General features: G+C 67.8%; 24 protein-coding genes. 15 read left to right on the forward strand and 9 right to left on the reverse strand.

The window, feature by feature from the left end; translation table 11 throughout:
- Positions 1 to 26 precede the first annotated feature (26 nt).
- Both ispG and ACPV3N_RS06165 read left to right on the forward strand, forming a co-directional pair.
- Positions 27 to 1,172 carry a flavodoxin-dependent (E)-4-hydroxy-3-methylbut-2-enyl-diphosphate synthase gene (gene ispG / locus ACPV3N_RS06160; RefSeq protein ID WP_440115763.1) on the forward strand — a complete coding sequence of 382 codons (1,146 nt, stop codon included), beginning with the start codon at positions 27 to 29 and terminating at the stop codon, positions 1,170 to 1,172.
- 55 nt (positions 1,173 to 1,227) lie between these two features.
- A complete protein-coding gene (locus ACPV3N_RS06165; RefSeq protein ID WP_440115765.1) occupies positions 1,228 to 1,941 on the forward strand; it encodes a murein L,D-transpeptidase catalytic domain-containing protein in 714 nt (237 codons plus the stop codon).
- A gap of 13 nt (positions 1,942 to 1,954) precedes the next feature.
- On the opposite strand, the gene ACPV3N_RS06170 is transcribed toward ACPV3N_RS06165, so the two are convergent.
- Positions 1,955 to 3,370: a L,D-transpeptidase family protein gene (locus ACPV3N_RS06170; RefSeq protein ID WP_503473849.1), complete on the reverse strand. Its 1,416-nt coding sequence runs from the start codon at positions 3,368 to 3,370 to the stop codon at positions 1,955 to 1,957.
- Between the two features lie 152 nt (positions 3,371 to 3,522).
- Here ACPV3N_RS06170 and ACPV3N_RS06175 point away from each other — a divergent pair, with 152 nt between their 5' ends.
- The 4 genes from ACPV3N_RS06175 (at position 3,523) to ACPV3N_RS06190 (ending at position 8,640) form a co-directional block, all read left to right on the forward strand.
- A complete protein-coding gene (locus tag ACPV3N_RS06175) occupies positions 3,523 to 4,419 on the forward strand; it encodes a DMT family transporter (RefSeq protein ID WP_440115767.1) in 897 nt (298 codons plus the stop codon).
- Between the two features lie 111 nt (positions 4,420 to 4,530).
- Positions 4,531 to 7,206 (forward strand): aconitate hydratase AcnA, encoded by a 2,676-nt coding sequence (acnA, locus tag ACPV3N_RS06180; RefSeq protein ID WP_440115769.1) that lies wholly within the window; start codon positions 4,531 to 4,533, stop codon positions 7,204 to 7,206.
- Positions 7,203 to 7,634: a rhodanese-like domain-containing protein gene (locus tag ACPV3N_RS06185; RefSeq protein ID WP_440115771.1), complete on the forward strand. Its 432-nt coding sequence runs from the start codon at positions 7,203 to 7,205 to the stop codon at positions 7,632 to 7,634. The genes acnA and ACPV3N_RS06185 overlap by 4 nt, the downstream gene beginning before the upstream one ends.
- A 100-nt stretch (positions 7,635 to 7,734) precedes the next feature.
- Positions 7,735 to 8,640, forward strand: coding sequence for a hypothetical protein (locus ACPV3N_RS06190; protein ID WP_440115773.1), 906 nt, complete (start codon positions 7,735 to 7,737; stop codon positions 8,638 to 8,640).
- A 588-nt stretch (positions 8,641 to 9,228) separates the two neighbouring features.
- On the opposite strand, the gene ruvB is transcribed toward ACPV3N_RS06190, so the two are convergent.
- The 3 genes from ruvB to ruvA are packed head-to-tail and all read right to left on the reverse strand — an operon-like array spanning position 9,229 to position 11,397.
- Positions 9,229 to 10,263, reverse strand: coding sequence for a Holliday junction branch migration DNA helicase RuvB (gene ruvB, locus ACPV3N_RS06195; RefSeq protein ID WP_440115775.1), 1,035 nt, complete (start codon positions 10,261 to 10,263; stop codon positions 9,229 to 9,231).
- Positions 10,263 to 10,814, reverse strand: coding sequence for a DsrE family protein (locus tag ACPV3N_RS06200; protein ID WP_440115777.1), 552 nt, complete (start codon positions 10,812 to 10,814; stop codon positions 10,263 to 10,265). The genes ruvB and ACPV3N_RS06200 overlap by 1 nt, the downstream gene beginning before the upstream one ends.
- On the reverse strand, positions 10,801 to 11,397 hold the full coding sequence (ruvA, locus tag ACPV3N_RS06205) for a Holliday junction branch migration protein RuvA (protein ID WP_440115779.1): 597 nt from the start codon (positions 11,395 to 11,397) through the stop codon (positions 10,801 to 10,803). Before ruvA ends, ACPV3N_RS06200 begins: the two co-directional genes overlap by 14 nt.
- 79 nt (positions 11,398 to 11,476) lie before the next feature.
- On the opposite strand from ruvA, the gene aroC reads away from it, so the two are divergent.
- Both aroC and ACPV3N_RS06215 read left to right on the forward strand, forming a co-directional pair.
- Positions 11,477 to 12,544, forward strand: coding sequence for a chorismate synthase (aroC, locus tag ACPV3N_RS06210; protein ID WP_440115781.1), 1,068 nt, complete (start codon positions 11,477 to 11,479; stop codon positions 12,542 to 12,544).
- Positions 12,545 to 12,571: 27 nt separating this feature from the next.
- Entirely contained in the window at positions 12,572 to 13,168 is a 597-nt protein-coding gene (locus ACPV3N_RS06215; RefSeq protein WP_440115783.1) for a ferric reductase-like transmembrane domain-containing protein, read from the forward strand.
- Here the strand turns inward: ACPV3N_RS06215 and ACPV3N_RS06220 are convergent.
- Positions 13,153 to 13,665, reverse strand: coding sequence for a ComEA family DNA-binding protein (locus ACPV3N_RS06220; protein ID WP_440115785.1), 513 nt, complete (start codon positions 13,663 to 13,665; stop codon positions 13,153 to 13,155). The genes ACPV3N_RS06215 and ACPV3N_RS06220 overlap by 16 nt on opposite strands.
- A 271-nt stretch (positions 13,666 to 13,936) precedes the next feature.
- On the opposite strand from ACPV3N_RS06220, the gene katG reads away from it, so the two are divergent.
- From katG to ACPV3N_RS06235, 3 genes are all read left to right on the forward strand, one after another.
- Positions 13,937 to 16,153 (forward strand): catalase/peroxidase HPI, encoded by a 2,217-nt coding sequence (gene katG / locus ACPV3N_RS06225; protein ID WP_440115787.1) that lies wholly within the window; start codon positions 13,937 to 13,939, stop codon positions 16,151 to 16,153.
- 110 nt (positions 16,154 to 16,263) lie between these two features.
- Positions 16,264 to 17,568, forward strand: coding sequence for an MFS transporter (locus ACPV3N_RS06230; protein ID WP_440115789.1), 1,305 nt, complete (start codon positions 16,264 to 16,266; stop codon positions 17,566 to 17,568).
- 125 nt (positions 17,569 to 17,693) lie between these two features.
- A complete protein-coding gene (locus ACPV3N_RS06235; RefSeq protein ID WP_440115791.1) occupies positions 17,694 to 18,461 on the forward strand; it encodes a transglutaminase-like cysteine peptidase in 768 nt (255 codons plus the stop codon).
- Between the two features lie 31 nt (positions 18,462 to 18,492).
- On the opposite strand, the gene ACPV3N_RS06240 is transcribed toward ACPV3N_RS06235, so the two are convergent.
- The 3 genes from ACPV3N_RS06240 to ACPV3N_RS06250 form a co-directional block, all read right to left on the reverse strand.
- Complete coding sequence (locus ACPV3N_RS06240) at positions 18,493 to 19,068, reverse strand: Smr/MutS family protein (protein WP_440115793.1); 576 nt, start codon at positions 19,066 to 19,068, stop codon at positions 18,493 to 18,495.
- A 7-nt stretch (positions 19,069 to 19,075) separates the two neighbouring features.
- Positions 19,076 to 20,281: a murein transglycosylase A gene (gene mltA / locus ACPV3N_RS06245; protein ID WP_440115795.1), complete on the reverse strand. Its 1,206-nt coding sequence runs from the start codon at positions 20,279 to 20,281 to the stop codon at positions 19,076 to 19,078.
- Between the two features lie 80 nt (positions 20,282 to 20,361).
- Positions 20,362 to 21,012 carry a Tim44/TimA family putative adaptor protein gene (locus ACPV3N_RS06250; protein ID WP_440115797.1) on the reverse strand — a complete coding sequence of 217 codons (651 nt, stop codon included), beginning with the start codon at positions 21,010 to 21,012 and terminating at the stop codon, positions 20,362 to 20,364.
- 224 nt (positions 21,013 to 21,236) lie between these two features.
- On the opposite strand from ACPV3N_RS06250, the gene secB reads away from it, so the two are divergent.
- The 4 genes from secB (at position 21,237) to ACPV3N_RS06270 (ending at position 25,284) form a co-directional block, all read left to right on the forward strand.
- Complete coding sequence (secB, locus tag ACPV3N_RS06255; protein WP_440115799.1) at positions 21,237 to 21,779, forward strand: protein-export chaperone SecB; 543 nt, start codon at positions 21,237 to 21,239, stop codon at positions 21,777 to 21,779.
- 40 nt (positions 21,780 to 21,819) lie between these two features.
- Entirely contained in the window at positions 21,820 to 23,391 is a 1,572-nt protein-coding gene (gene murJ, locus ACPV3N_RS06260; RefSeq protein ID WP_440115801.1) for a murein biosynthesis integral membrane protein MurJ, read from the forward strand.
- Positions 23,392 to 23,420: 29 nt separating this feature from the next.
- Positions 23,421 to 24,422: a tryptophan--tRNA ligase gene (gene trpS / locus ACPV3N_RS06265; protein ID WP_440115803.1), complete on the forward strand. Its 1,002-nt coding sequence runs from the start codon at positions 23,421 to 23,423 to the stop codon at positions 24,420 to 24,422.
- 160 nt (positions 24,423 to 24,582) lie between these two features.
- A complete protein-coding gene (locus ACPV3N_RS06270; RefSeq protein ID WP_440117454.1) occupies positions 24,583 to 25,284 on the forward strand; it encodes a DUF4136 domain-containing protein in 702 nt (233 codons plus the stop codon).
- A 126-nt stretch (positions 25,285 to 25,410) separates the two neighbouring features.
- Here ACPV3N_RS06270 and ACPV3N_RS06275 read toward each other — a convergent pair whose 3' ends face one another.
- Positions 25,411 to 26,697, reverse strand: coding sequence for a glutamate-5-semialdehyde dehydrogenase (locus tag ACPV3N_RS06275; RefSeq protein ID WP_440115805.1), 1,287 nt, complete (start codon positions 26,695 to 26,697; stop codon positions 25,411 to 25,413).
- Positions 26,698 to 26,884 lie beyond the last annotated feature (187 nt).

Below are 26,884 nucleotides of genomic sequence, written 5' to 3' on the forward strand. Positions count from 1 at the left end.
CGGTAGCGCGACCTATATCGCCGGCCATGTCTTCGATACGTCCCTGGCGCGACATCGCGCGGCGCCACTCCCGCCAGATCATGGTCGGCAAGGTCCCGGTCGGCGGCGGAGCGCCGATCAGCGTCCAGACCATGACCAACACCCCGACCGAGGACGTCGGCGCGACGATCGACCAGATCCGCCGCTGCGAGGATGCGGGGGTCGACATCATCCGCGTGTCGTGCCCGACGCCTGAAAGCACCGCGCGCTTCGACGAGATCACCAGGGCCTCCAGGGTCCCGGTCGTCGCCGACATCCATTTCCACTACAAGCGTGCGCTCGAGGCGGCCGACAAGGGCGCGGCGTGCCTGCGGATCAACCCCGGCAACATCGGCTCGAGCGAGCGGGTTGCCGAGGTCGTCCGCGCGGCCAAGGCCAACGGCTGCGCGATCCGTATCGGAGTGAATGCCGGCAGCCTCGAGAAGGACCTGCTGGAGAAGTATGGCGAGCCGTGCCCCGAGGCGCTCGTCGAAAGCGCGCTCGATCACATCAAGCTGCTCCAGGACCACGATTTCCACGAGTTCAAGGTGGCGGTGAAGGCGAGCGACGTGTTCCTCGCGGTCGCCGCGTACATGGGGCTTGCGGAAGCGGTCGATTGCCCGCTCCACCTCGGCATCACCGAGGCTGGCGGCCTCATCGGCGGCACCGTCAAGTCGTCGATCGGTATCGGCAACCTGCTATGGGCCGGCATCGGCGACACGATCCGTGTCTCACTGTCGGCCGAACCGGAACAGGAAGTGCGGGTGGGGTTCGAAATCCTCAAGAGCCTCGGCCTGCGCACCCGCGGGGTGCGGATCGTCTCGTGCCCCTCGTGCAGCCGCCAGGGGTTCGACGTGATCCGAACGGTCGAGGCGCTGGAAAAGCGGCTCGAGCACATCAAGACGCCGATGAGCCTCTCGGTACTCGGCTGCGTCGTCAACGGTCCGGGCGAGGCGCGCGAGACCGACATCGGGGTGACCGGCGGCGGCGCGGGCAAGCACATGGTCTATCTTTCCGGCGTGACCGACCATCACGTCCAGTCGGACGCGATGCTCGACCACATCGTCGACTTGGTGGAGAGGAAGGCAGCCGAGATCGAGGCCGGGATGAGCGATGCGGGGGAGGCCGACGAGGTGGTCGAGGCCGCCGAATAAGTGCGGCCCGCCGCGTTCACCATGGGGATAAACAGGCCGTGCTAGGGTTGATGCCATGAAAAGGCGCGATCTCCTTGCCGGGACGCTAGCCGCCGGAGCGGCACTGGCCACTCCCATGGCGCGCGCGAAGGTGCCCGCGGTGCCGTCCGGTCTGGGTCCGCGCGACCGCCGATTGTTCGCGATCGCTCACGAACAGCTCATGCAGCACGGCGGTGGCCTGTGGCACCGCGACATCGTCGGAATCGCGGATTACGGCCTGCGCTCCAGCGAGCCACGCCTGCACATGGTCGATTTCGATCGCGGCGCGGTCGACAGCTATCGCGTTGCCCACGGCATGGGGTCCGACCCAGAGCACGACGGCTGGCTCAACTGGTTCTCGAACGTCCCCGAATCGCTCTGCTCGAGCAATGGCGCGTACATGACGTTCGGATGGTATACCGGCCGCTTCGGCACCTCGATCCGTCTCGAGGGCCTCGACCCCACCAACTCGAACGCGCTCGACCGGGCGATCGTGATGCACCGGGCAAGCTACTGCGAACCGGCGCACCTGGCGCGGTGGGGCAAGCTCGGCCGGTCGAACGGCTGCTTCGCGATGAGCGACGCCGATTTCAAGCTCGCGCTGCTGCGGCTGGCGGGTGGGCGCCTGCTTTTCGCCGACAAGCTGGGAATCGGCGCGGACGGCCAGGACGTGACCGAGCCGCCGAAGGACCTCGAGCTGCTGGTTCCCGAAGGACCTCCGCAGCCGCCTCTCGTGCCCGGGGCGTTCTAGGCCGCAGGCGACGTCAGCTGGTCTGGAGGTCGTCGATGATCTCGACCGCTTCCTCGCTGGTCGCGCGCGCGCGGTTCGACTGGCGCGGCTGGTCGAAACTGGCGAGAACAGGAGCGTCGCGGCCGTAGATATCGGAAAACTCGCGCAGCTTGCCGGTGATGTCGCGACCCATCGTGAAGTAGGTGATGTAGACCGGCATCGATTTCTGGATCGGCACGCGCGTGTACTTGCCGCTCGTGCTGATCGCCACCGCCTCGTCGGCCGCAGCCTTGCGCGCTTCGGGCGTGTCGGCGAGGTTGCCGAGGATCGCCAGCGTGATCGCAAGTTCCTGCGCGCGTTCGGTCCGGATGCACCCGTGCGACAGCGCGCGGTTCTCCTGATTGAACAGGTTCCGTGCCGGGGTGTCGTGCAGGAAGATCGCGTGCGGATTCGGCATGTCGAGCTTCATCAGGCCAAGCGAATTGTTCGCGCCGGGCTGCTGGACGATGGTGACGAAGCCCGATTCGGGATCCTTCCATCCCTTGTAGCCGGATGCCTTCGCCCAGGCCGGATTGTTCAGCACTTTCGCCCCGAGGCCCTCGCCCTTCACGATCGACTGCGGCACGGTCCACGTGGGGTTGAAGATCACGCCCTCGACCGTCTCGGCAAGCTGCGGGGTGGCGGTGCGTCCGGGCTTGCCGACGATGGTCTTGTAGGTGCTGATGATCTTGTCGTTGACGGTCAGACGCAACTGGTACTCGGGCACGTTGGTTATCAGGTACTGGCGGCCGAGGTCCTTGGCGAGCCAGCGCCAGCGATCCATGTTCGCGCGGATAAGCTTGCGCTTGGCCTTGTCGGTCGTCCGGGCGAGCTCGGCCTTGAGAACCTTGTAGTCCGGGTGATCGGGGGCGAGCCCCATGAGGCTGGCGGCGATCGTGTGATTGGCGAGCGCTTCGGCCATGATGTCGGCAGTGCGATAGCGATCGGGGTCGGGATCGACCACGAACCACTGCCTGCGCGCCTCCATCGGGGTGCGCCCGTCGCGCAGGTCCTCGACCAGCCAGGCGAAGCTGCGGCTCGCCGCTTCATTCAGCGCCTGCCCCGGGCCGGCCGCGATCGCGGCATCGAGTTCGGCGGGCAGATAGTCGCCGGGATCGAGGCCCTCGCCGCCGATCGAGGCGATCACCCCGGCAAGCGCCCGGGCGTCGGCAACCGTCCAGACCTGGACCATCGGCGTCGTTTCCTGGACGGTGGCCGCCATCCCGGCACGCTGACCCATCGCGTCGATCGACGCGGTCACGTCGTCCGGACTCACGACCTTCTCGGGCGTTACGGTCGGCGCGGCTCGTGGCAGCAGATCCGCCGGTGCCTTTGCCTGCGCGGAGGCCACCGTCGGCAATGCAACCAGCACCGCACTTGCCAGCCAGAACCGCGTGTTACGTTCGATCACCGTTAACGCCCCTTGAAAGACCTCGCGCCAACCCGAATGCCGGCGTCGACCGGGCGTATAGCGCCCTTAAAAGCCAGCCATCAACGCGCGCGGCTGAAGGTTTGCTGAATCCGCCTTGACCGGTGGCGCGATTGCCACGAACCGCGCCCGGTATGCCCAAGGCCGACCATCCGCTCCTCCCCGTATTCGCCGCGCTGGCCGCGATCGGCCTGCTGAGCTGGATGGATGCGTGGATGAAGGGAGCGGCGGTGGCCATCGGCGCGTTTAGCGCCCTGCTCATCCGGGCCCCGCTCAGCATCGCGATAGTCGCCCCCGCATGGAAGCTCGCCGGCGGTCGCTGGCCGCAGCGCGCGGTCCTGCGGATCCATGTCACCCGCGGGGTCGTCATTGCGGTCATGGGCTTCCTGTTCTTTCACTCGCTGACCGTCCTGCCGCTGGCGCAGGCGATCGCGATCAGTTTCGTCGCCCCGCTGTTCGCGCTGTACCTGGCGCATGTCCTTCTCGGCGAGCGGATCGGACGGGGCGCGATTGCCGGTTCGCTGCTGGGATTCGCCGGGGTGCTCGTCATCATCGGCGGCAAGGTCTTTCGCGAGACACTGACCGAGGGCGCGGCGGTCGGGATCGCGGCGGTCCTCGGCAGCGCGATGTTCTACGCGTGGAACCTCGTGCTTGCGCGGCAGCAGGCGCAGGTTGCCCGCCCACTCGAGGTCGCGCTGTTCCAGAACCTCGTCTGCTTCGCGCTCTACGCATCCTTCGCGCCGTGGTTTCTCGTCTGGCCCGACAGCCTGGCGACCTGGCGCGACATCGGCCTGTCGTCGCTGCTCTCGGTCGGCGGGGCGATGCTGTTTGCCTGGGCCTATGCACGCGCGGAAACCCAGCGGCTGGCACCGATCGAATACTCGGGATTCCTGTGGGCGGCGCTGTTCGGCTGGCTCCATTTCGGCGAAGCGGTGACCGCGGCGACGATCGCGGGCGCAGCACTGATTGTCGCCGGGTGCTGGATAGCTACGCGCGGCGCCCCGCCCGCGCCCGAGCAGACTGTCGTCTGACCCGCGCTGCCGCGCGCATTCGCCTTCCCCGCTCCCCTTGACCTCGACCGGCGCTGCGCGCAGGAGCGCGGACGAAACACTCGACCCACTCAGCCAAGGATAGATGCACGCATGACCCAGGTCGGCAAGGACTCGCTCGGAACCCGCAGCACGCTGACGGTGGGAGGACAGGACTACGCCTACTACTCGCTGAAAAAGGCATCCGCGACCATCGGCGACGTCAGCCGCCTGCCGTTCAGCATGAAGGTCCTGCTCGAAAACCTGCTGCGCTTCGAGGACGCCGGCTTCACCGTCTCGGTCGGCCATATCCAGGCGATTGCCGACTGGCAGAAGGACCCCAGGACCGGGGGCGAGATCCAGTACCGGCCGGCACGCGTGCTGATGCAGGATTTCACCGGCGTACCCTGCGTGGTCGACCTGGCAGCGATGCGCGACGCGATCGCGAAGCTCGGCGGCGACACCCAGAAGATCAATCCGCTGGTCCCCGTCCACCTGGTGATCGACCACTCGGTCATGGTCGACGAGTTCGGCACGCCCAAGGCGTTCGAGAAGAACGTCGAACTCGAATACGCGCGCAACGCAGAGCGCTACGACTTCCTGAAGTGGGGCTCGAAAAGCCTCGACAACTTCAAGGCGGTCCCCCCGGGCACCGGGATCTGTCACCAGGTCAACCTGGAACACATCGCCCAGTGCGTGTGGGCCTCGAAGGACCAGGCCGGCGCGACAGTCGCCTACCCTGATACTTGCGTGGGCACCGACAGCCACACGACGATGGTCAACGGCCTCGGCGTGCTGGGCTGGGGCGTCGGCGGTATCGAGGCCGAGGCTGCGATGCTCGGCCAGCCGGTCTCCATGCTCATCCCCGAAGTCGTCGGCTTCAAGATGACGGGCAAGCTGGCCGAGGGCGTCACCGCGACCGACCTCGTGCTCACCGCCACGCAGATGCTGCGCGCGCGCGGCGTGGTCGGCCGGTTCGTCGAATACTTCGGCGACGGTCTTGCCGCCCTGAGCCTCGCCGACCGCGCGACGCTGGCAAACATGGCGCCCGAGTACGGCGCGACCTGCGGCTTCTTCGGGATCGACGACAAGACGATCGAGTACCTCAGGCTCACCGGCCGCGACGAGCACCAGATCGCGCTGGTCGAAGCCTATGCCAGGGAGCAGGGCCTGTGGATCGATCCCTCGGCCGAGGAACCGATCTTTACCGACACGCTCGAGCTCGACCTGTCGACCGTCGTTCCCTCGCTGGCCGGGCCGAAGCGCCCGCAGGACAAGGTCATCCTTCCCGAGGTCGACGACCTGTTCAACGGCCAGCTCAAGGAAGTGTACGGAAAGTCGGCGCCCAAGCGTACCGCCGTCGAGAACCGGGATCACGACATCGGCGACGGCGACGTGGTGATCGCCGCGATCACAAGCTGCACCAACACCAGCAATCCAGACGTGCTGATCGCCGCCGGCCTGGTCGCCAAGAAGGCGCATGAAAAGGGCCTCGCGCCCAAGCCGTGGGTCAAGACCAGCCTCGCGCCGGGATCGCAGGTCGTCACCGACTACCTGATCAAGGCCGGTTTGCAGGAGCACCTCGACGCGATCGGCTTCGACCTCGTCGGCTACGGCTGCACGACCTGCATCGGCAACTCGGGCCCGCTCGCCGAGCCGATATCCAAGGCGATCAACGGCAACGACATCGTCGCTGCTTCGGTGCTTTCGGGCAACCGCAACTTCGAGGGCCGCGTCAGCCCCGATGTGCGCGCCAACTTCCTCGCCAGCCCGCCGCTGGTGGTCGCCTACGCGCTGAAGGGAACGGTGACCGAAGACATGGTCGAAACCCCGATCGGACAGGGCAGCGACGGCACCGACGTCTACCTGAAGGACATCTGGCCGACCAACGACGAGGTGGCCCAGGTCCGCAACGGCGCGATCGACCGGTCGATGTTCGAAGCGCGCTATGCCGACGTCTACAAGGGCGACGCACACTGGCAGGCGATCGACGTCACCGGTTCGGACACCTACTCGTGGCGCGCGGGATCGACCTACATCGCCAACCCGCCCTATTTCGAAGGCATGGAGATGACCCCCGCGCCGGTCACCGACATCATCGATGCGAAACCGCTCGCGATCCTCGGCGACAGCGTGACGACCGATCACATTTCGCCGGCCGGCTCGATTAAGGCGGATAGTCCTGCCGGCCAGTACCTGCAGGATCACCAGGTGGCGCGCGCCGATTTCAACTCCTACGGCAGCCGCCGCGGCAATCATGAAGTGATGATGCGCGGCACCTTCGCCAACATCCGCATCAAGAACGAGATGGTCCCCGGCGTCGAGGGCGGCATGACCAGGTACGATGGCGAAGTCATGCCGATCTATGATGCGGCGATGAAGCACAAGGCCGACGGCACGCCGCTGGTGGTGATCGCGGGCAAGGAATACGGCACCGGCTCCTCGCGCGACTGGGCGGCGAAAGGCACCAACCTGCTGGGCGTGCGTGCCGTGATCGTCGAAAGCTTCGAGCGCATCCACCGTTCGAACCTCGTCGGCATGGGCGTTCTGCCGCTGCAATTCCAGGAGGGCGACACGCGCTCCTCGCTGGGCCTCGCCGGCGACGACAGCTTCACGATTCGCGGCCTTGCCGACATCAAGCCGGGCCAGGACGTCGAGGTGGAAGTGACGAAGCCGGACGGCACGCAGACCAGCTTCACCGCCAAGTGCCGGATCGATACCGCCAACGAGCTCGAGTACTACTTCAACGGCGGCATCCTCCACTACGTCCTGCGCAAGCTGGCGGCGTGATCGGGCGGAAGGGCCTTGTCGCCGCGGCTGCGGCGCTGGCACTCTCGGCAAGTGCCTGCAGTGCCGAATCCGCGGCGGAGCCTTCCGGCGAACGGTCGGCACCTGCGGCCCCGACGATAACGAAGATCGATGCCGACGAGCTCTCGGACCTGATAGCTGGTGGCAAGGCCGTACTGGTGGACGTGCGCACGCCCGAGGAATTCGCGGAAGGTCACATCGCCGGGGCGGTCAACTTGCCGCTGCAGGGCTTCGACCCGTCCGCCGTCCCGCAGGTGCCGGGCAAGCAGACGATCCTCTATTGCCGATCGGGCCGGCGGTCCGAGACGGCGGCCGCGCAGATGGTCGCGGCAGGGCAACCGGCGATACACCTCGGCGGCGGCATCACCGCCTGGCACGACGCGGGGCACCCGGTCACGCCGGCGGATTGAGCGCGCGAACGAAAGGGGCGACTTCCTCGCGGAAGCCGCCCCTCGCTTGACGGTCTGCTTCGAGGCTCAGTCCGCCAGCTTGACCTTCCTGCGGCGCCGGGTGAGCGCCGCCACGGCAGCCGCGCCGAACAGTACCATCATCGGGGGCGCCGGGATCGGGGTGCCGCTGCTCGACCCGCTCGTGCTCGAGGACGAGCTGCTCGATGAACTCGAGGACGAGCTGCTGCTCGACGACGACGAGCTCGAGGACGAGGTCGAGGTGCTGCTGGTGATGTTGCCCGAGGTCGAGGTGCTGGTCGACACGTTGCCCGAGGTCGACGAACTGGTCGAGGTAGACACGTTGCCCGAAGTCGAGGTGGACGACGACACGTTGCCCGAACTCGACGACGAGACATCGCCCGAACTCGACGAACTTGAGAAGTTGCCCGAGGAGCTGGTAACGCTGCCCGACGAGGTCGAGGTCGACGAGGAGCTCGTCACCGCGCCGGAACTGGATGACACGTTGCCCGAGCTGGACGACACGTTCCCCGAGGTCGAGCTCACGTTGCCGGAACTGCTGGTGGAACTCACGTTGCCCGAACTGCTGGTCGAACTGACGTTGCCCGAACTCGACGACGTGGTGCTCGTCAGACCGCCGGTCGAGGTCGAGGACGATCCGCCAGTCGAAGTGAACCCCCCGGTGGAGGTCGAGGACGATCCACCCGTCGAGGTCGACGTGAAGCCGCCCGTGGAACTCGATGTCGACCCGCCGTTGTTCGAGTTGTCGATGTCGATGTTGATCCCGCCCGACGAGCTCGAGCTGCCAGAGCTGGAGCCGGTCGTGGTCGAGCTGACGACCACGCTCCCGCCGCTCGATCCGCCGCCGAAGAATCCGCCGAAGAAGCCCCCGCCGAACCCGCCGAAACCGCCGCTGCCGCCGATGACGGTAACCCCGCCGCCGCTGCCGCCGCCGATCGGCGCCTGGGGCGGAGGCGGAAGCGGAACGGGTGCCATCGCGTACCGATAGGTCGGCGGGCATTCGTCCGCGTCGCCCGCGGGACCGCGCATCGGGGCACCATGCATCGCGGGCCCGACCGGCACGCCCGGTCCGGCAGGGACGCATTCCACCTCGCGCCGAACGATGCGCCGCTGGCGCTGGGGGGTCTTGGGAATATGCCGCTGCGCAACCGGTCGACGGGTCACGGGCTTGGCCGGCTGCGTCTTCACCGACTTCACCGATTTGACCGACTTCTGCGCGGCCTGCGTCTCGGCGACGTGGACCGCCCCTCCCGCGAGCAGCGCGGTACCGGCAGCGGTTGCAGACAGTTTCGCCAGGGCCATCTTGACCGACATGGGCTGTACTCTCGTTTGCCTTGCGGGGAATTTTCCGTCGGCGGGTCCGGCCGGAACTTGCCCCTGTGATACCGAGCAAACGGCAGCTTCCCCTTCGCGGCAATCGCGTTAACCAGGTTTTTCCGTCCCGCTGGTCGATTTCCCGTCACCCGCAGGGAAGAGACGGCGGGAATGTCCCAGAACGGAACCGACTGGTTAACGCCGTTAACGGTGTCCGCCCGACCGCGGGGCGGCGCGCGGCCGGCACCGCGTCAGCCGCGAATCACTTAGCGCCTGGCTCGAACAGCCCGCCCTGGCTTCCCGCGGGCGGCTGCATCTCGAGGTGCTGCCAGCCCACGTCGTTAAGGCAGCGCCCGCGCGCAGTGCGCGCGACGAGGCCGAGCTGGATGAGGTAGGGTTCGATCACTTCCTCGATCGTGTCGCGCGGTTCCGACAGGCCCGCCGCCAGCGTTTCCACCCCCACCGGCCCGCCCTTGTACGTGCCCGCGATCATCCGGAGGTAGCGCCGGTCCATCGCGTCGAGGCCGAGGTTGTCGATCTCCAGCCGGGTCAGCGCGGCATCGGCGATCGCGGCGGTGACCGAAACGTCGCCCGCCACGTGGGCGAAGTCCCTCACCCGGCGCAGCAGCCGGCCCGCGACGCGCGGGGTGCCCCGGCTGCGGCGCGCGATCTCGCGCGCTCCGCCCGGGCCCAGCGGCAGGCCGAGCAGGCCCGCGCCGCGCGTCACCACCCGCTCGAGCTCCTCGATTGTATAGAAATTGAGCCGCACCGGGATGCCGAACCGGTCGCGCAAGGGCGTGGTCAGCAGCCCCTGCCGCGTTGTCGCGCCGATCAGCGTGAACGGCGGCAGGTCGATCCGCACCGAGCGTGCCGAGGGTCCCTCGCCGATGATGAGGTCGAGCGCGCGGTCCTCCATCGCGGGGTAGAGCACCTCCTCGACCACCGGGTTGAGGCGGTGGATCTCGTCGATGAACAGGACGCCGTTCGCCTCGAGGTTGGTCAGCAGCGCGGCAAGGTCGCCCGCCTTGCCGATCACCGGCCCGCTGGTGGCGCGGAATCCCACGCCAAGCTCGCGCGCGACGATCTGCGCAAGCGTCGTCTTGCCCAGCCCGGGCGGCCCGAAGAACAGCACGTGATCCATCGCCTCTCCCCGCGCCCTGGCGGCATCGACGAACACGCGCAGGTTCTCGCGCGCCGCCTCCTGCCCGACGAACTCGCCGAGCGACTTGGGACGCAGCGCAGCGTCCGGGTCTTCCGGCTGGCGCTGGGGGGCATGAAGGGGAGCGGGATCGGTCATCAGAAAGGATTGAGCGTAAAGCCCTGCTGCTGAAGCATTGCGTGCGCTGTCATCGCGGAAATCGTCACCTGCACACCGGGAACGAGGTCTTCCTTTACGATACCGTGTGCCTTGGCGCTCTGCCCGCAGACGTAGACCTTAACGCCTTTAGCCATCATTTCTTCAAGAGCCGCGGACGTGAGGTTGTCTCGCCCGGCGAAGCGCGCGGCATATGCTTCCCGATTCATGACGTCGAAGCTCGCCTTGCCATGGACGACAAGCGCGACCTCGATGTTCTCCTGCGGAACGCCGTGCAGGACGTGCATGTTGACGAAGCGCGCGGCAGTGTCGACCGATCGGTTAATGCTGCTCTCGCCTGCCGGTTCAACCACGTCGAAGGCAACACTGAAGCGCATGTTGGCAGGCACGTCGACGTCGGGATCGACACGTGCGACCGCACCGAATTCCGTGAAGATGGGTCCTTCGTGAAACGCGGAGAAATCCTGCGCCGCCGAAGGCCGGGCAACGCCCAGCACGATCGCCGCAAGCGCGATTAGGCTATTTCGAAGCATGCTTGAGAGCCTCTCGGATAAGGGTATTGATCTGCGCGTCCTCGCCCAGCTCGTCGAGCGCGCGGGCGACGGCCTGCGCAGCGACGGCGGGCTTGAAGCCGAGGTTCTGGAGCGCGCTGACCGCATCCGCGCTCGCCCCGCCCTGCGGCAGTGGCGCGCCGACGCCGCCGCTCAAGGGCAGCGCCCCCGCCTTGTCCTTCAGCTCGTTGACAATGCGGCCCGCGAGCTTCGGTCCTACCCCTTGCGCGCGGGCCACGCTGGCAGCGTCCTGCGCGGCGCAGGCGCGTTGCAGCTCGTCGGGCGACAGCGCCGATAGGATCGCCAGCGCGACCTTGCTGCCCACGCCCTGCACCTGCGTCAGCAGGCGGAACCAGTCGCGCTCTCCCGCCACGGCAAAGCCGAGCAGGCGCATGTCGTTCTCGCTGACCTGCAGGTCGGTGAAAACCGTGCACGCCTCGCCGGTTTCGCCCAGCGCAGCGAGCGTCTTCGACGAGCAGTGGACGAGGTAGCCCACGCCCGCGACGTCGATCACCGCCCAGTCGGCGCCGGTTTCGTCGAGTATCCCGCGCAGCTTCGCAATCATGGTTTGTTCTTGGCGCGCAAGAAAGCGTTTGGGAAGCGCCGATGGACTTGGCCCCACAGTTGCGGCATCGGTTCGGCGCATGAGCTGGAACACCTTCGGCCGCGTGCTGCGGATGACCACGTGGGGCGAAAGCCACGGGCCGGCGCTGGGCGCGGTGGTCGACGGGTGCCCGCCTGGCCTTGAGCTGAGCGAGGCCGACATCCAGCCATGGCTCGACGCGCGGCGGCCGGGGACCAGCCGGTTCACTACCCAGCGGCAGGAACCCGACGCGGTGCGACTGCTGTCAGGCACGTTCGAAGGCCGCACCACCGGGACGCCGATCAGCCTGATGATCGAGAACGTCGACCAGCGATCGAAGGATTATTCGGAAGTCGCCAAGGCCTATCGCCCCGGCCACGCCGACTATGCCTACGACGCCAAGTACGGTTTTCGCGACTATCGCGGCGGCGGGCGCTCGTCGGCGCGCGAGACTGCCGCACGGGTCGCGGCGGGCGCGGTCGCGCGGCTGGTAATCCCCGAAGTGCGGATTGAGGCCTACGTCGTCGAGATTGGCGGCGACGGCATCGACCGGTCGGCGATGGACATGGCCGAGGTTGGCAAAAACCCGTTCTGGTGCCCCGACGCCGCTGCGGCGAAGCGCTGGGAGGCGCTGGTGGACGAGGCCCGCCTTGCCGGCTCGTCGCTCGGCGCGGTGGTCGAATGCGCCGCGCACGGCGTCCCCGCCGGTTGGGGCGCGCCGGTCTACGCCAAGCTCGACGCCGACCTCGCGGGCGCGATGATGGGGATCAACGCGGTCAAGGCGGTCGAGATTGGCGACGGGTTCGCCGCCGTGCGCCTGACCGGCGAGACCAACGCCGACCCCATGCGACCGGGAGAGGGCGGCCCCGAGTTCACGGCGAACCACGCCGGCGGCATCGCGGGCGGGATCAGCACCGGCCAGCCGGTCGTCTGCCGGGTCGCGTTCAAGCCGACCTCCTCGATCCTCACCCCGGTCGAGACGATCGACAGTGCGGGCAATGCGACCGAGATTCGCACCAGGGGTCGGCACGACCCCTGCGTCGGCATCCGCGGCACGCCGGTGGTCGCCGCGATGATGGCGTTGGTGCTCGCCGACCACAAGCTGCTGCACCGCGCCCAGTGCGGGTGACGGCGCGGGCGCGCTTGGGGTGACCGGATGAAGCGGATCGGCGGGGCGCGCCTGCTGCTCTGGGTCGCGCTCGCGCTGCCGGGGGCGTGGATCGGCTGGCGCTGGCTGGCGACGCCCGAGACCTACGGGTTCGGCCACGCGATCAGGGACAGCGGGGACTGGGCCGCGTGGCTGCTCCTGGCGGCACTGGCGGTGACGCCGCTGCGGCTGGCGCTGGGCATGCGCCCGCTTACCCGCTGGCTGCTGCTGCGCCGCCGCGATCTCGGCGTGGCGAGCTTCGCGTACGCTGCCGCCCACACGGGGATCTATCTAGCGGACAAGGCCTCGCTCGCCGTCGTGTTCGATCAGGCGGGCGGTGCGGACCTCTTGACGGGATGGTTGGCGCTGGCGCTGTTTGCGCCGCTTGCCGCCACCTCGAACGACGCCTCGGTGCGGGCGTTCAAAAGAGCGTGGAAATCACTGCACCGGCTGGTCTACCCGGCCGCACTGCTAGTCTTCGCACACTGGGTGCTGACTGCATTCGACCCGTTCACCGCTTGGCTGCACGTCGCGATCCTGGCCCTGATCGAGGGAGCCAGGATCGCGCTGCAATATCGGCAGGGCAGGCGTCAGAGGGTGACGTAGGCGCGCAGGCGCGCGACTTCGGCCTCGTCGACGTACTTGCCGATTTCGCGGTCGAACTCCGCCATGTCCTCGTAAGGCCGGTACTCGAGGAACTCGTGGACCATCTTGGGCGTCATGCCGGGGATCAGCTTGATCGCATCCTCGCTGGCGGTGTTGAGGTTCACCGGCACGAACACATTGGTCAGTGCGCTCTTGGCGGCTTCGGGCGCCATGGTCTTGCGCAGCGCGGCCTCGAACGCGACCACGTCGGCATAGGGGCGCGCGGCGACGAGAGCGGCGGCGATCTCGGGAGTCATCCCGGGCAGGCCGGCGAGCTGCTGCTCGGTCGCGGTGTTGGCGTCGATGATGGTGGGCGCCGCCGGCGCGGCTGCGGCGGCTTCGGTGGGCGCGGAGGGCGCGGATTCACCCTCGGCCGGAGCCTCGTCGGTCCCGCCCGAACAGGCGGACAGCAGCGCGGCCGAAGCGGCCATGAGCGAGGAGACGACGAATTTGCGCATGAATGAATTTCCTTGTTGCTAAAGGCTTGCATTAGCACAACGCTGCGGCGCGCCAAGCCCTGTCTGGTACCCTTCGTGCAACGCGCAAGGACATGATACGGTCGATCGCGCTAATCGATCCAGACAATCAATCGCGGGTGATTGATTTATTCGCTCAACCTTATCGAGTCATCGCGTTTCCCGCGCACGGTGCCGATTGCTAGGATGGCACCAGCCTATTCGCGCGGCATGAGTCGCGCCCACCAGACACGCAGACAGGAGAGACCGAACCATGGACGCCAAGACAGGATCGATCGAGGGCGGCTGCCCGATGGGGCACGGCGACGGGGGCGTTCGCGCGCTGCTCGGCCGCACGAACAAGGACTGGTGGCCCGAGATGCTCGCCACCGAGATCCTCAATCCCAACGGACCGACCAACCCGTATGGCGAGGACTTCGATTACGCCGAGGCGTTCAACGCCATCGATTACAAGGCGCTGAAGCAGGACCTCACCGACCTGATGACCGACAGCCAGCCGTGGTGGCCGGCCGACTACGGCCATTACGGCCCGTTCTTCATCCGCATGGCGTGGCACGCGGCGGGCACCTATCGCACCGCCGACGGCCGCGGGGGCGCCAACAGCGGGCAGCAGCGTTTCGCCCCGCTCGACAGCTGGCCCGACAACGGCAACCTCGACAAGGCGCGGCGCCTCCTGTGGCCGATCAAGCAGAAGTACGGCCGCAACATCTCGTGGGCCGACCTCTTCATCCTCGCCGGCAACGTCGCCATCGAGAGCATGGGCGGGCCGACCTTCGGCTTCGGCGGCGGCCGGCCCGACGTCTACGAGCCCGAGCGCGACATCTACTGGGGCTCGGAAGACAAGTGGGTGAACGAGGGCGTGCAGACCCGCATCGCGCCCGATCACGGCATGCACGAACTCGAAGGACCGCTCGCCGCGATCCAGATGGGCCTGATCTACGTCAATCCCGAAGGACCGGGCGGCAACCCGCACGACGACGAGGGTATGGCGCGCGACATGAAGGAAACATTCGCGCGCATGGCGATGGACGCCGAAGAGACCGTCGCGCTGACCGCCGGCGGGCACACCTTCGGCAAGGCGCACGGCAACGGCGATCCGAGCACGCTCGGCGCGGCGCCGGCTGGCGGCGACCTCGTGGCCCAGGGCTTCGGCTGGGTCTCGGGGGAAGAGCATGGCGGCATTGGCGAGCATACCGTGACCAGCGGCATCGAGGGCGCGTGGACCAACACGCCCAAGGAGTGGAGCGAGAACTATTTCCGCCTGCTGCTCGACTACGACTACGAGCTGGTGAAGTCGCCCGCCGGCGCTTTCCAGTGGCAGCCGATCGACCAGAAGGAAGAAGACATGGCCCCGGCGGCCTGGGACCCGACCAAGAAGGTCCCGACGATGATGACAACCGCCGACATGGCGCTGAAGCGCGATCCCGAGTTCCGCAAGATCAGCGAGAAGTTCCGTAATGACCACGAGGCGTTCAAGGACGCCTTCGCCCGCGCGTGGTTCAAGCTGACCCACCGCGACATGGGCCCCAAGATCCGTTATCTCGGCCCCGAGGTTCCCGAGGAGGACCTGATCTGGCAGGACCCGGTGCCGGCCGGCACCATGCCGTCTGACGCGCTCGTGTCTGAGGTGAAGGCGAAGATCGCCGACAGCGGGCTGACGGTCAGCCAGCTGATCAAGACTGCGTGGGCCTCTGCCTCGACCTACCGCAAGTCCGACTTCCGCGGCGGGGCCAACGGCGCGCGCGTCGCGCTCGAGCCGCAGCGGAACTGGGAAGTCAACGAGCCCGAGATGCTCGCCAAGGTCATCGACACGCTCGACGGCCTGCGCGGCGAGATGAGCCTTGCCGACGCAATCGTGCTCGGCGGCGTGGTCGGGCTCGAGAAGGCGACCAGGGACGCCGGCTTCTCGGTCGAGGTGCCGTTTACCGGCGGCCGCGGCGACGCGACGCAGGACCAGACCGACGTCGACAGCTTCGCGGTCATGGAGCCGGAGGCCGATGCCTTCCGCAACTACGTGGGCAAGAAGAAGCTCGCGGTGAAGGTCGAGGAGATGATGCTCGACCGCGCCAGCCTTCTCGGCCTCTCGGTACCCGAGATGGTCGTGCTGGTCGGAGGCCTTCGCGTGCTCGGTGCCAACCACGGCGAGCGTGGCCACGGCCACTTCACCAAGCGTTCGGGACAGCTGACCAACGACTTCTTCGTCAACCTCTACGACATGACGAACGTCTGGAAGGCGACCGACGACAGCGACCAAGAGTACATCGCCACCGATCGCAAGGACGGCAGCACGAAGTGGCACGCCACCCGCGCCGACCTGATCTTCGGTTCGAACTCCGAGCTGCGCGCCGTGGGCGAGGTCTATGCCGAGAACGGCAACGAGGAGAAGTTCGTGAAGGACTTCGTGAAGGCCTGGACCAAGGTCATGAACGCAGATCGCTTCGACCTTACCTACGCCAAGTACCACAAGTAAGGCGGACGCCTTATCGCAGGGGCCACCGGCAGCGACGCTGCCGGTGGCCCTTTGCTTTTGCGTGCCTGCCTGTCACACTCGCCCGCGCAAGCACGCGGCAGGGGGCGGCGATGGACGCGACGGGTGAGCCCGGGAGGGCGCCACCGAGCAGGAAGCAACTGGGTGCCGTGGCGCTCGGCAACGCGCTCGAATTCTACGACTTCATGATCTTCAGCTTCTTCGCGATCCAGATCGGGGAGACGTTCTTTCCCTCGACCGACCCGATCAACAGCCTTCTCGCCGCTCTGGCGACATTCGGCGCCGGGTTCCTGACGCGGCCCCTGGGCGCTTGGGCAATCGGCCGCTTCGGAGATCGGGCGGGCCGCAAGCCGGCGATGCTGCTGTCGTTTGCGCTGATCGGGGTGTCGAGCCTCGCGCTCGCGCTTGTCCCGTCTTATGCCGCGATCGGGGTCGCCGCACCGGTGCTCGTGATCATCGGGCGGCTGGTCCAGGGTTTCGCGCTCGGCGGCGAGGTGGGGCCGAGCAGCGCCTTCTTGGCCGAGGCCGGTCCGGCCGACAAACGCGGCCGCTACATCTCGCTGCAGTTCGTGAGCCAGGGCGCGGCGATCCTCGCCTCGGGCATCGTCGGCGTGATCGTAGCCAAGTCGTTCAGCGACGCCGGGCTGACGCAGTATGGCTGGCGGATCGCGCTGGCGCTGGGCGCGCTGATCGTCCCCGTCGGACTCGTGCTGCGCCGCTCGCTCGAGGAGACGCTGCCGCCCGCCGCTGCCGTGACCGAAGCCGACATCGCGCCTTATCGGCGGATCGTGGTGCTGGGCTTCTTCATCCTGCTGGCGGGGACCATCGCGACCTACGTCATGACCTACCTCACCACCTACGCGCAGTCGGTCCTGGGTCTGCCGGCAGACATCTCGCTCGGCGCGACCGTCGCGGGAGGACTGGCCTACACGCTCGGCGCGATCGCCGGCGGCATCGCGGCCGATCGCCTGGGACGGCGCCCGGTCATGCTGGCACCGATGGCGCTGTCGCTGGCGATGATCATGCCCTCGTTCTGGTGGCTCAACGCCAGTCCGTCCGAAGGCGTCCTCTACACGGTCGCGTTCGGCCTGCGCTTCTTCCTGACGATGGGGATGACGGCGGGTTTCATCGCGCTGACCGAGGGGCTGCCGCGCCGCGTCCGCTCGGGCGCGCTGGCGCTCGTCTATGCCATAGCCATTTCCGTCTTCGGCGGCTCGACCCAGTTCGTGATCGCCTGGCTGACCGACGTGACCGGCGATCCGATGGCGCCCGCGTGGTACGTCCTTGCGGCCACCGCGATCGGCCTTTGCGCGATGGCCCTGATGCGCGAATCGCGCCCTTCGCTGCAACCGCATCCGGACCCGCAGCCTGCGTTCGAGCCTGTCCGCGTCCGGTAGCCCGGCGGCTGGTGCGGCGCGCGGTGCCTGATGCGAGTCGAACCGAGCCGGCCCCGATTGCCGGCCCTCGCCACTTTCTTCATCCTCGCGGAACCATCGGGGCAACGGGCGACGGGCCGGACTGCGTGACTTTTCTGACGACAGTGGCGCTCGCCATCGCCGCGTTCGCGGCCGCGGAGCCCGCGATGGCGCAGGACGCCGGATCGTCTCCGCCTGCGTGGGACGAGGCCGCAGTCGCCCCCGCAGATATCCGATGCACCCCCGAGACGAGCGGCTACATTATGCCCACGACCGGCGCACTCTTCACCCTGCCGCCCGATCCCGACGCGGACCGGTCATGCGAGTACGAGGCGGTGCCCCCTCTCCGCCGCCCGCCGGCTCCAAGCCTCTTCTCGATGGTCGCGGTGCCGATCGGCAGTGCGCCGCCTTCGGCGAAGTGGAATGCTGCGCGCCTGTCCAGCCTTGCAGACGAACCGGGGCCGTGGGACGAACTGGTCTCCGAAGTCCGGCGGCTGCCCGCGGCCGATCCCGTTCGGATGGTCAACCAGTGGGTCAACTGGCACGTGCGCTACCGCGACGACGCGGCCGGCGACGAATGGTCGCCGGCTTCGCACACGCTTCGGCGCGCGTACGGAGATTGCGAGGATTTCGCGCTCGCGAAGATGGGACTGTTGCTGGCGCTGGGTGTCCCCGCCGACGACATGTACCTCGTGCTCCTGCACGACAGAAGAAAGATCGAACATGCGGTCCTTGCCGTCAGCCGCCACGGCCGGCTGCTCGTCCTCGACAACCGGACCGACAAGGTGCTCGGCCAGGAAGCGATCGCCGATTACACGCCGATCCTCAGCTTTTCAGGGCCCTTCGCCTGGACCTACGGCGCGCGGGGCGGCTGAACTGCCACTTGGCGGGACCGCGATACCTTTCTCACCGGACCCGCTTGAGGACGATGTAGAGCGCGCCCTCGCCGCCGTGCCGGACGTGGGCCTTGCGGATCGCGGCAATCGCCGGGGCGTGGCTCGATGCGGCAAGCCAGTCGAGGACCTTGGCCCGTATCGCGCCCCGGCGGTCCGCGCGGTCGGCGTGTTCGACGGGCCGGGACTTTCCGGCGATCAGCAGGACCACCCGGGCCCCCATCGCGCGGGCCTGCGCGATCCCGTCCATCAACCGGGCGTAGGCGGTGTCGAGCGAGTGACCGTGCAGGTCGAGCGTCAGGTCGGGATCGATCGCCCCGGCGCGAAACCGGCGATCCCAGTGCGAATCGAGCGTCGGCTCTTCCCGCCCGCGGCCCGGCGGCGGCGGCGGCGGAGAGACCGGCGCGCGAACTGCCCGGCGCCCCGGCGACAACGGGGTCGGCGCGGAAGGCGCGGCGCGATCGCCCTTGACTTGAGGCGCGTCAGGGACCTTCCTCGATACGCCCGGGGGCCGAAGCGGCGCGACGGTCGCAGCCACCCTTGCCCACGCGTCGGCTTCCTCGGCGGTGAGGCCACGCGGCGGCTTCACCGGGCCGTCACCGCGTCTTCAGGCGTGCGACCGTACCCTTGGGAAGCAGGAGCAGCGCCTGCCCGCGCGCGCTCATGCCGCCCGCTATCGTCCGCGCATCCTCGCCCGCGCCCCAGAACGTGTCGAAGCGATTGGGCCCCTTTATGGCGCCGCCGGTATCCTGGGCGATCCACAGGCCCGACGCCTCGCCCCGATCCATCCGCAGCCAGACCGGCGCGCCAAGCGGCACGAAAGCCGGGTCGGCGGCGACCGAGCTTTCCCGCCGCACCGGCACGCCGAGCGCGCCAAGCGGACCGTCGCCGGTCAGCTCCTTGAAGAACACCCAGCTCTTGTTCTCGTTCATGATCGCCCGGCCCTGCTCCGGGTGCGCGCGGAGGTACGCCATGATGCCCTGCATCGATGTAGGATAGGGCGTACCCTCACCGATCAGCCCGCGCTCGCGCATCACCTTGCCGATGCCGACGTACTCGCGCCCGTTCTGACCCGCGTAGCCGATGCGCATGACCCTCCCCTCGGGATCGCGCAGGCGCCCCGAACCCTGAATCTGGAGGAAGAAAAACTCGACCGGGTCGGCTGCCCAGGCGATCTCGAGACCCCTGTTCGCGAGCGCGCCCGCCTCGATCTCGGCGCGTTCATAGTAGGGCACGAATCGTCCTGCCGCATCGCGGCGGCCAAGCTGCTGGCGGCCGGTGCGCTCGTTTTCCGGCGTCTCTTCCCACCATCCGCGCTCGAGTTCCGGCGGAAGCGCATATACCGGCACGTCGAAGCCCGCCCGGCGGGTCCGGCTGCCGGCAATCTCGGGCTCGTAGTAGCCGGTCGCGAAGGCGGCACCGTCGCCGACGCGCGCAGTCTCGAAATAGCGGTCGAAGAAGGCGAGCGCATCGCCTCCGCTCCCTCCAGCGCCCCATCCGCGCGCGGCGGTGCAGGCCGCTTCCCACTGATTGTTGCTGGTCAGCCCGCTGGCGTCGGTGCGGGCGAGCAGCCGGGGGCACGATTCGCGAAACGAGACGAGCGCCCCGGCGGCATCGGCGGGGGCGATCCCAAGCGAACCGATCGCCGGCCCCGCGACCAATCCCGCGCTCAGAGCGTTGGCGGCGACCGGCACCGACGCGGGTGCGGGGGCGGATGACGGAAGGCCCGCGTCGGGGATCATCCGGCATCCCGCCAGCGCGAAAGCGAGCAAAATGGCGAGAATGTTGAGGCGAAACTGCATCGTCCAATGCTTACCGAGGCAGCAAGAAAATCCAACACATTCTGCTGCCTCGGCCCCGGGGGCCGAGTGGCAGGGCGAGCTCAGCCCTCGTCGGTCTCGTCGAGCAGCCAGTGCGGGTCGGCCTCGCGCACGTCGCGCTTGAAAGTCCACAGATCGCGCGCCTCGATCGCGTCGTCGAGCGATCCGGCGACCACGATGCCGTCCTTGTCGCGCGTCACCGCGGCGATATCGGCGACGAAACGCACGCGGACGCGCGCGGTCTTGCCGACGAGTTCGGCCATGTCGATCGTCGCGTCCTCGATCCGCACGAGGCGGTTGTCGAGAGTCTCCCCCGCTGCCTCGCGCGCGGCAATCGCGGCGTCGAACCCGGCGTAGACATCGTCGTCGCACAGCTCTCTCAGAGTGTCGCGATCGCCTTGCCAGAAGGCTTCGAGCACCATCGCGTAGGCCGCCTTGGCACCCTCGACGAAACCGGTCACGTCGAACCGGCGGTCGGCGGCCGCGATCTCGCGCACGCCGCGCTCGACCGCGGGAACCGCGCCTTCGAGGGCCGCGGGACGCGCGACTTGCGCGGGGCGCGGCTGCACGGCCGCCGGCTTAAGCGCGTCCGGCGCTTCGAACCGGCTCGGCTCGGGCTGCTCCTCGTGCTCCGCGCGTCGTCCGAGCACCGAGTAGAGGCGCAGGCCGAGAAAGGCCGCGATCATGGCGAGGATGACGATCTGGAGTATCACCTGGTCAGTCCGTTTCTACGTTCGAGAGGACGCGGCGCGTGGTTCCGCCGTCCGTCCATGGTCCAATCGTGCCCTAGATAGGGACTAAATACAAACGAACAACGCACGGGCGGGGCATTCGGGTGCGCCGTTGCGGCAGGCCGCGCGCGGTGCTAGGCGCGCGCTCGAATATGCGGTGGGCCCCCTTGGCGGCCCGCCCCCAACCAGCAGGATACCCGATCATCATGGCCGACGAAGGCGACGTTCTCACCGACCTCAACATGGACACAGAAGCGCTCGGCAACGGCGCCGACAACCAGCCGGTTGCGGGGATCATCTCGCAGTACGTCAAGGATCTCTCGGTCGAGAATCCCAACGCCCCCGCGTGCTTCCAGTGGCAAAGCGCGCCGAACATCGACCTGCAGTTCAACATCGCCGCCGAGCCGGTGAGCGAAGAAGTCAGCGAGGTCGAACTCAAGATCAAGCTGACGGCCAAGGCCGACGAGGGCGATCTCTATCTCGTCGAACTGGCCTATTGCGGCCTGATCGGCATGCGCAACCTCCCCGACGAACACGCCCACGCGTTCCTGTATGCCGAGGCGCCGCGGATCCTGTTCCCGTTCGCCCGGCGGGTGATCGCCGACGCCACGCGCGACCTCGGCTTCCAGCCGATGATGATCGATCCGATCGACTTCAACGGGCTGTACCTTCAGCAGCTCCAGCGCAAGGCCGAGGAAGAGGCCGCTGCTGGCGGCCAGGTCCCGCCGCCGCCCGCCGGCGAGGCCTGACGACCGTTCCTTCATTGCCCGGACGACCGAGTTTCCGGCGATGAGTCTCGTCAAGAACGTCAGCACGATCGGCGGCCTGACTGCGGTCAGCCGGGTTTTCGGCTTCGTGCGCGACATGCTGCTCGCCCGCGTGCTCGGCGCGGGCGGCGTGGCCGACGCCTGGCAACTCGCGTTCCAGCTGCCGAACATCTTTCGCCGCCTGTTCGCGGAAGGTGCCTTTGCCAGCGCGTTTGTTCCCTTGTTCAACCGGCGGATGACGTCCGACGGCGACGTGGGCGACGCGCGCCGCTTCGCAGAAGACGTGCTCGCCCTCCTCGTCCCGGTGCTGATCGTGTTCGGCGCGCTCGCGCTGGTTTTCATGCCGTGGATCGCGGGCCTTTTCGCCAACGAGGGGATGGATGCCGATCCGGCGTTGTTCGACCACGCGGTGCTGATGGCGCGGATCACGTTTCCCTACCTCCTGTTCATGAGCCTCGCGACACTGTGCGCGGCGGTGCTCAACTCTTTGTCGCGTTTCGCTGCCGCGGCCGCCGCTCCGATCCTCCTCAACCTCTGCCTTCTCACCGCCCTGACCTGGGGTGTGATCCAGCCCGACAGCATCGCGACGCGCATGGCGACCGGGTTCTGGCTCGCGGTCGCAGTCTCGGCCTCGGGCCTGCTGCAACTGCTGTGGCTGGTGTTCTGGATGCGGCGCGCGGGCTTCCAGCTGTCGTTGAAGCTGCCGCGGTTGACCGCCGGGGTGAAGGAGCTTGGCGTGCTGGTCGTTCCGGCGGTGTTCGGCGCCGGGGTCTACCAGATCGCCCGCTTCATCGACCTGTTCTTTCTCTCGACGCTGCCCGACGGCAGCTACACGTATCTCGCGATGGCCGACCGCTGGAACCAGTTGCCGCTAGGCATCATCGGCATCGCGCTGGGGACCGCGATCCTGCCCGCTCTGTCGCGGTTCCTCGCCCGCGACGATGCCGACGAGGCGGCGCGGCTGCAATCGAACGCGATCGAACTCGCGATGCTTCTGACGGTCCCGGCGGCGGTTGCGCTGGCGATTACGGGCAGCGCGTTCACCCGCGTGTTCTTCGTCGGGGGCGCCTTCACGGTTGAGGACGCGCTGATCACCGGCACGGTCGTCGGCGGGCTGGTTCTCGGCCTTCCCGCCTACGTGCTGGTCAAGGTGCTCACGCCCAACTTCTTCGCCCGCAAGGACACCCGGACGCCGGTTATGACGGCGGCGGCGAGCCTGGTGATCACCGTCGCGTTCAATTTCCTGCTGGTCCCCCGCATCGGGGTCCTTGGCCTCGCGGTGGCGGGTTCGATCGGCGCGTGGTGCAACGTGTCGCTGCTGTTCGCGATTCTCGCCCGGCGCGGCTTCTTCCGGCTGCCCGCGCGGATCGCGGGCCGCATCGCGCGGATCGTCGTCGCGTCGATCGTGATGGGCGCAGCGTTGTGGTTCCTGATGGACCCGCTCGACGGGTGGTTCAGCGCCAGCATCCTCCAGCGCGCGGCGGCGATCGGCGCGGTGATTGCCGCCGGTCTTGCCAGCTTCGGCCTGACGGCGATGGCTCTGGGGGTCCTCGACAAGCAGACGATCGAGCGACTAAGGCGCCGGCAGGCCTGACCCACGCTTTCATTTCCCAGGACAGTTCCATGCGCGTCGTTTCCGGCATCCAGCCGACCGGTAATCTCCACCTCGGCAACTACCTGGGCGCGATCCGCAACTGGGTGCGGATGCAGGACGAGATGGAGGACGGCGCGCAGTGCCTGTTCTTCCTCGCCGATCTCCACGCGATCAGCCAGCCGCACGGCCCCGCCGACCTCAAGCGCGCGACGCTCGAGATGGCAGCGGCGCTCGTCGCCTGCGGGATCGACCCGGCCCGTTCGATCCTGTTCAACCAGGCGCAGGTTCCCGCCCACGCCGAGCTACAATGGCTGCTCGCGGGCACCGCCCGGATGGGCTGGCTGAACCGGATGACGCAGTGGAAGGACAAGGCGGGAAAGAACCGGGAAGGCCAGTCGGTCGCGCTGTTCACCTATCCGGTTCTCCAGGCCGCCGACGTGCTGCTCTACCAGGCGTCGCACGTGCCCGTGGGCGAGGACCAGAAACAGCATCTGGAACTGGCGCGCGACATCGCACAGAAGTTCAACAACGACTTCGGCGAAACCTTCACCCTGCCCGAACCGATCGTTCCGCCGCAGGCGGCGCGGATCATGAGCCTGCGCGACGGGTCCGCGAAGATGAGCAAGTCGGACGCCAGCGACATGGCGCGGATCAACCTGGCCGACGACGCCGATCTCGTCATGCAGAAGGTGAAGAAGGCAAGGACCGACCCCGAACCGCTGCCGTCCGAAGTGGCGGGCCTCGCGGACCGGCCCGAGGCGCTGAACCTGGTGACGATCTATGCCGCGCTCGCCAACGAGAGCGCGGAAGAAGTGCTGGCGCGGTTCGGCGGCCAGGGCTTCGGCGTGTTCAAGCCGGCGCTCGGCGAGTTGCTCGTCGAGACGCTGCGGCCGATCTCCACCCGGTTCGTCGAACTTCTGAACGATCGCGAGGCGCTCGACGCCATCCTCGCGCGCGGGGCGGCGCGAGCCCGCGAGATCGGCCGCCCGACACTCGACGCCGCCTATTCGGCGCTCGGACTCGTCCGCTAGGCCAACGACTTGGCATAACTATTGCTAAGCTCGTCATTCAAACTCGGTTCACCGCGCGTGCTTTACACCCTGCCGCATCGATGACAGCTTGCGTGTCTTCGGAAATGTCCGGAGCCGCGCCGCTGCGATAGCAATTTGAAGGGTTTCGCACATGTCCATTATGACCAACTGGGGTCGCACACTGAAGCTGATCGCCGCGCCGCTCGCGCTCGGTGCGCTGGCCGCCTGCGCGACCCCCTTCAAGGCGGATGTCGAGCGCTTTCAGAGCGCGATGCCGGCGCCGCAGGGCCAGACCTTCGCGGTGGTGGCCGAGGACCCCGCGCTCGCCGGAGGGCTCGAGTTCGCGCAATATGCCGATTACGTCGAAGCCAACATGACCCGGCTGGGCTACACGCAGGCCGCCACGCCCGAGAACGCCGACCTGCTCGTTCGCTTCGACTATGGCGTCGACAAGGGCCGCGAGCGGGTTCGCCGCACCGGGTTCCACGATCCGTTCTACGATCCGTGGTACGGTTACGGGTTCGGCCGCCGCGCATACTGGCCGTACTACGGCCGCGGGTACAGCCGGGGGTTCTATGGCCGCGGTCCGTGGAGCTACGGGTTTTACGACCCGTTCTTCGACAACGGGCTCGACGTCTACACCGTCTACACCAGCGGGATCGAGATGAAGATCGACAATCGTGCGACCGGTCAGCGTCTGTTCGAGGGCAAGGCCGAGGCACTGTCGACCTCCAACCGCCTGCAGTACCTGGTGCCCAACCTGGTCGAAGCGATGTTCACCGATTTCCCCGGCCGCTCGGGCGAAGTGAAGCGGATCTCGATCGCACCGGAGAAGATGCCGGTCCAGCGCCGGTCGCGCTGAGGCACTTTTCCGGAGGTCTTCCCCCAGGGAGGACATCGAGCGGGGCGGGTCGCGGGGAAGCCGCGGCCCGCCCTTTTCGTATGCTCCGCCACCGCTTTCGCATGGGCCGCCCTGCCCGCCCCGGGGTCAGGGCCGCGTCTGGCCCTGACCCTCGACGAGGTACTTGAAACTGGTGAGTTGCTCGAGGCCAACGGGTCCGCGCGCATGGAGCTTGCCGGTGGCGATGCCGATCTCGGCACCCATGCCGAATTCCCCGCCGTCGGAGAACTGGGTCGAGGCGTTGTGCATCACGACGGCGCTGTCGATCTCGGACATGAAGCGCCCTGCTGCCGCCTCGTCGCGGGTCAGAATCGCATCGGTGTGCCCCGATGAGTGCTGCGATACGAAATCCAGCGCCGCGTCGATCCCGTCGACGATTTTCACCGAGGCGACCGCATCGAGGTACTCGGTGTCCCAATCCCCGGCGCTGGCGGGAACGAGGCGCGGATCGATCGCGAGCGCCCGCTCGTCCCCGCGCAATTCGCAATCGGACATCGCGTCGGCCAGCGCGGGCAGAAAGGCATCCGCGATTGTGCGGTCGATCACGATGCTCTCGGTCGCGCCGCACACGCCCGTCCGGCGCAGCTTGGCATTGCGGATCACCTCTACCGCCTGATCCACGTCGGCCGCTTCGTGGACATAGGTATGACAGTTCCCGTCGAGGTGGAGCAGCGTGGGAACGCGTGCCTCGTTGCGCACCAGTTCCACCAGGCCCCGGCCGCCGCGCGGAATGACGAGATCGATCGTGTCGACCGCGCGCAGGAGTTCACCCACGACCTTTCTGTCGCGGGTGGGCACGGCCTGCACCGCGCCGACCGGCAACCCGGCTTCTTCAAGGCCCTTGCGCATGCAATCGATGATTGCCGCGGTCGAACGCGCGCTTTCCGACCCGCCGCGAAGGATGACCGCGTTGCCTGACTTGAGGCACAGCGCGCTGGCGTCGGCGGCGACATTGGGACGCGATTCGAAGATCATCGCGATTACACCGATCGGCACCGCGACCCGGCGGATGCGCAAGCCGTTGGGCCGTTCGAAACAGGCGAGTTCGCGGCCCACGGGATCGGGCAGCGCGGCAACGTCCTCCACGGCCCGGGCCATCGCCTCGATCCGTTCCTCGTCGAGCCGCAGCCGGTCGATGAACGAGGCCGGACGGCTGTTGCCAACCGCGGCCACGTCAGCCTCGTTGGCGGCGACGAGCCGGTCCGTCGCGTCGCGCAGCTCACGAGCGGCGGCCATCAGGGCCGCGTTCTTGGCCTCGGTGGTCGCGGTGTTGAGCGCGCGGGTGGCATTCCTGGCGGTCGCGCCCATCCGGGCGACCTGGTCGGCCGGTGTCGCGCCGCTGGTTTCGGGTCGGGTTTCCGTGAGAAGTGTCATGAAAGTCCTTAATCGACTGGGAGTGTGGGTTCTGGTGAGGGGCGTTGACAGATCGGTGTCAGGCGGAACGATCCGGCTTCACCCGAATGGGTCGCCAGACGACCGCGGCGCGAATTGAAAGGCTTGGCTCAACCCGCCGGATCAAAAGCCGAAATTCGACTCGATCGCACGGACGCGCAATGACGTC

The organism is Tsuneonella sediminis, from assembly GCF_051912845.1.
GTDB lineage: Bacteria > Pseudomonadota > Alphaproteobacteria > Sphingomonadales > Sphingomonadaceae > Tsuneonella > Tsuneonella sediminis.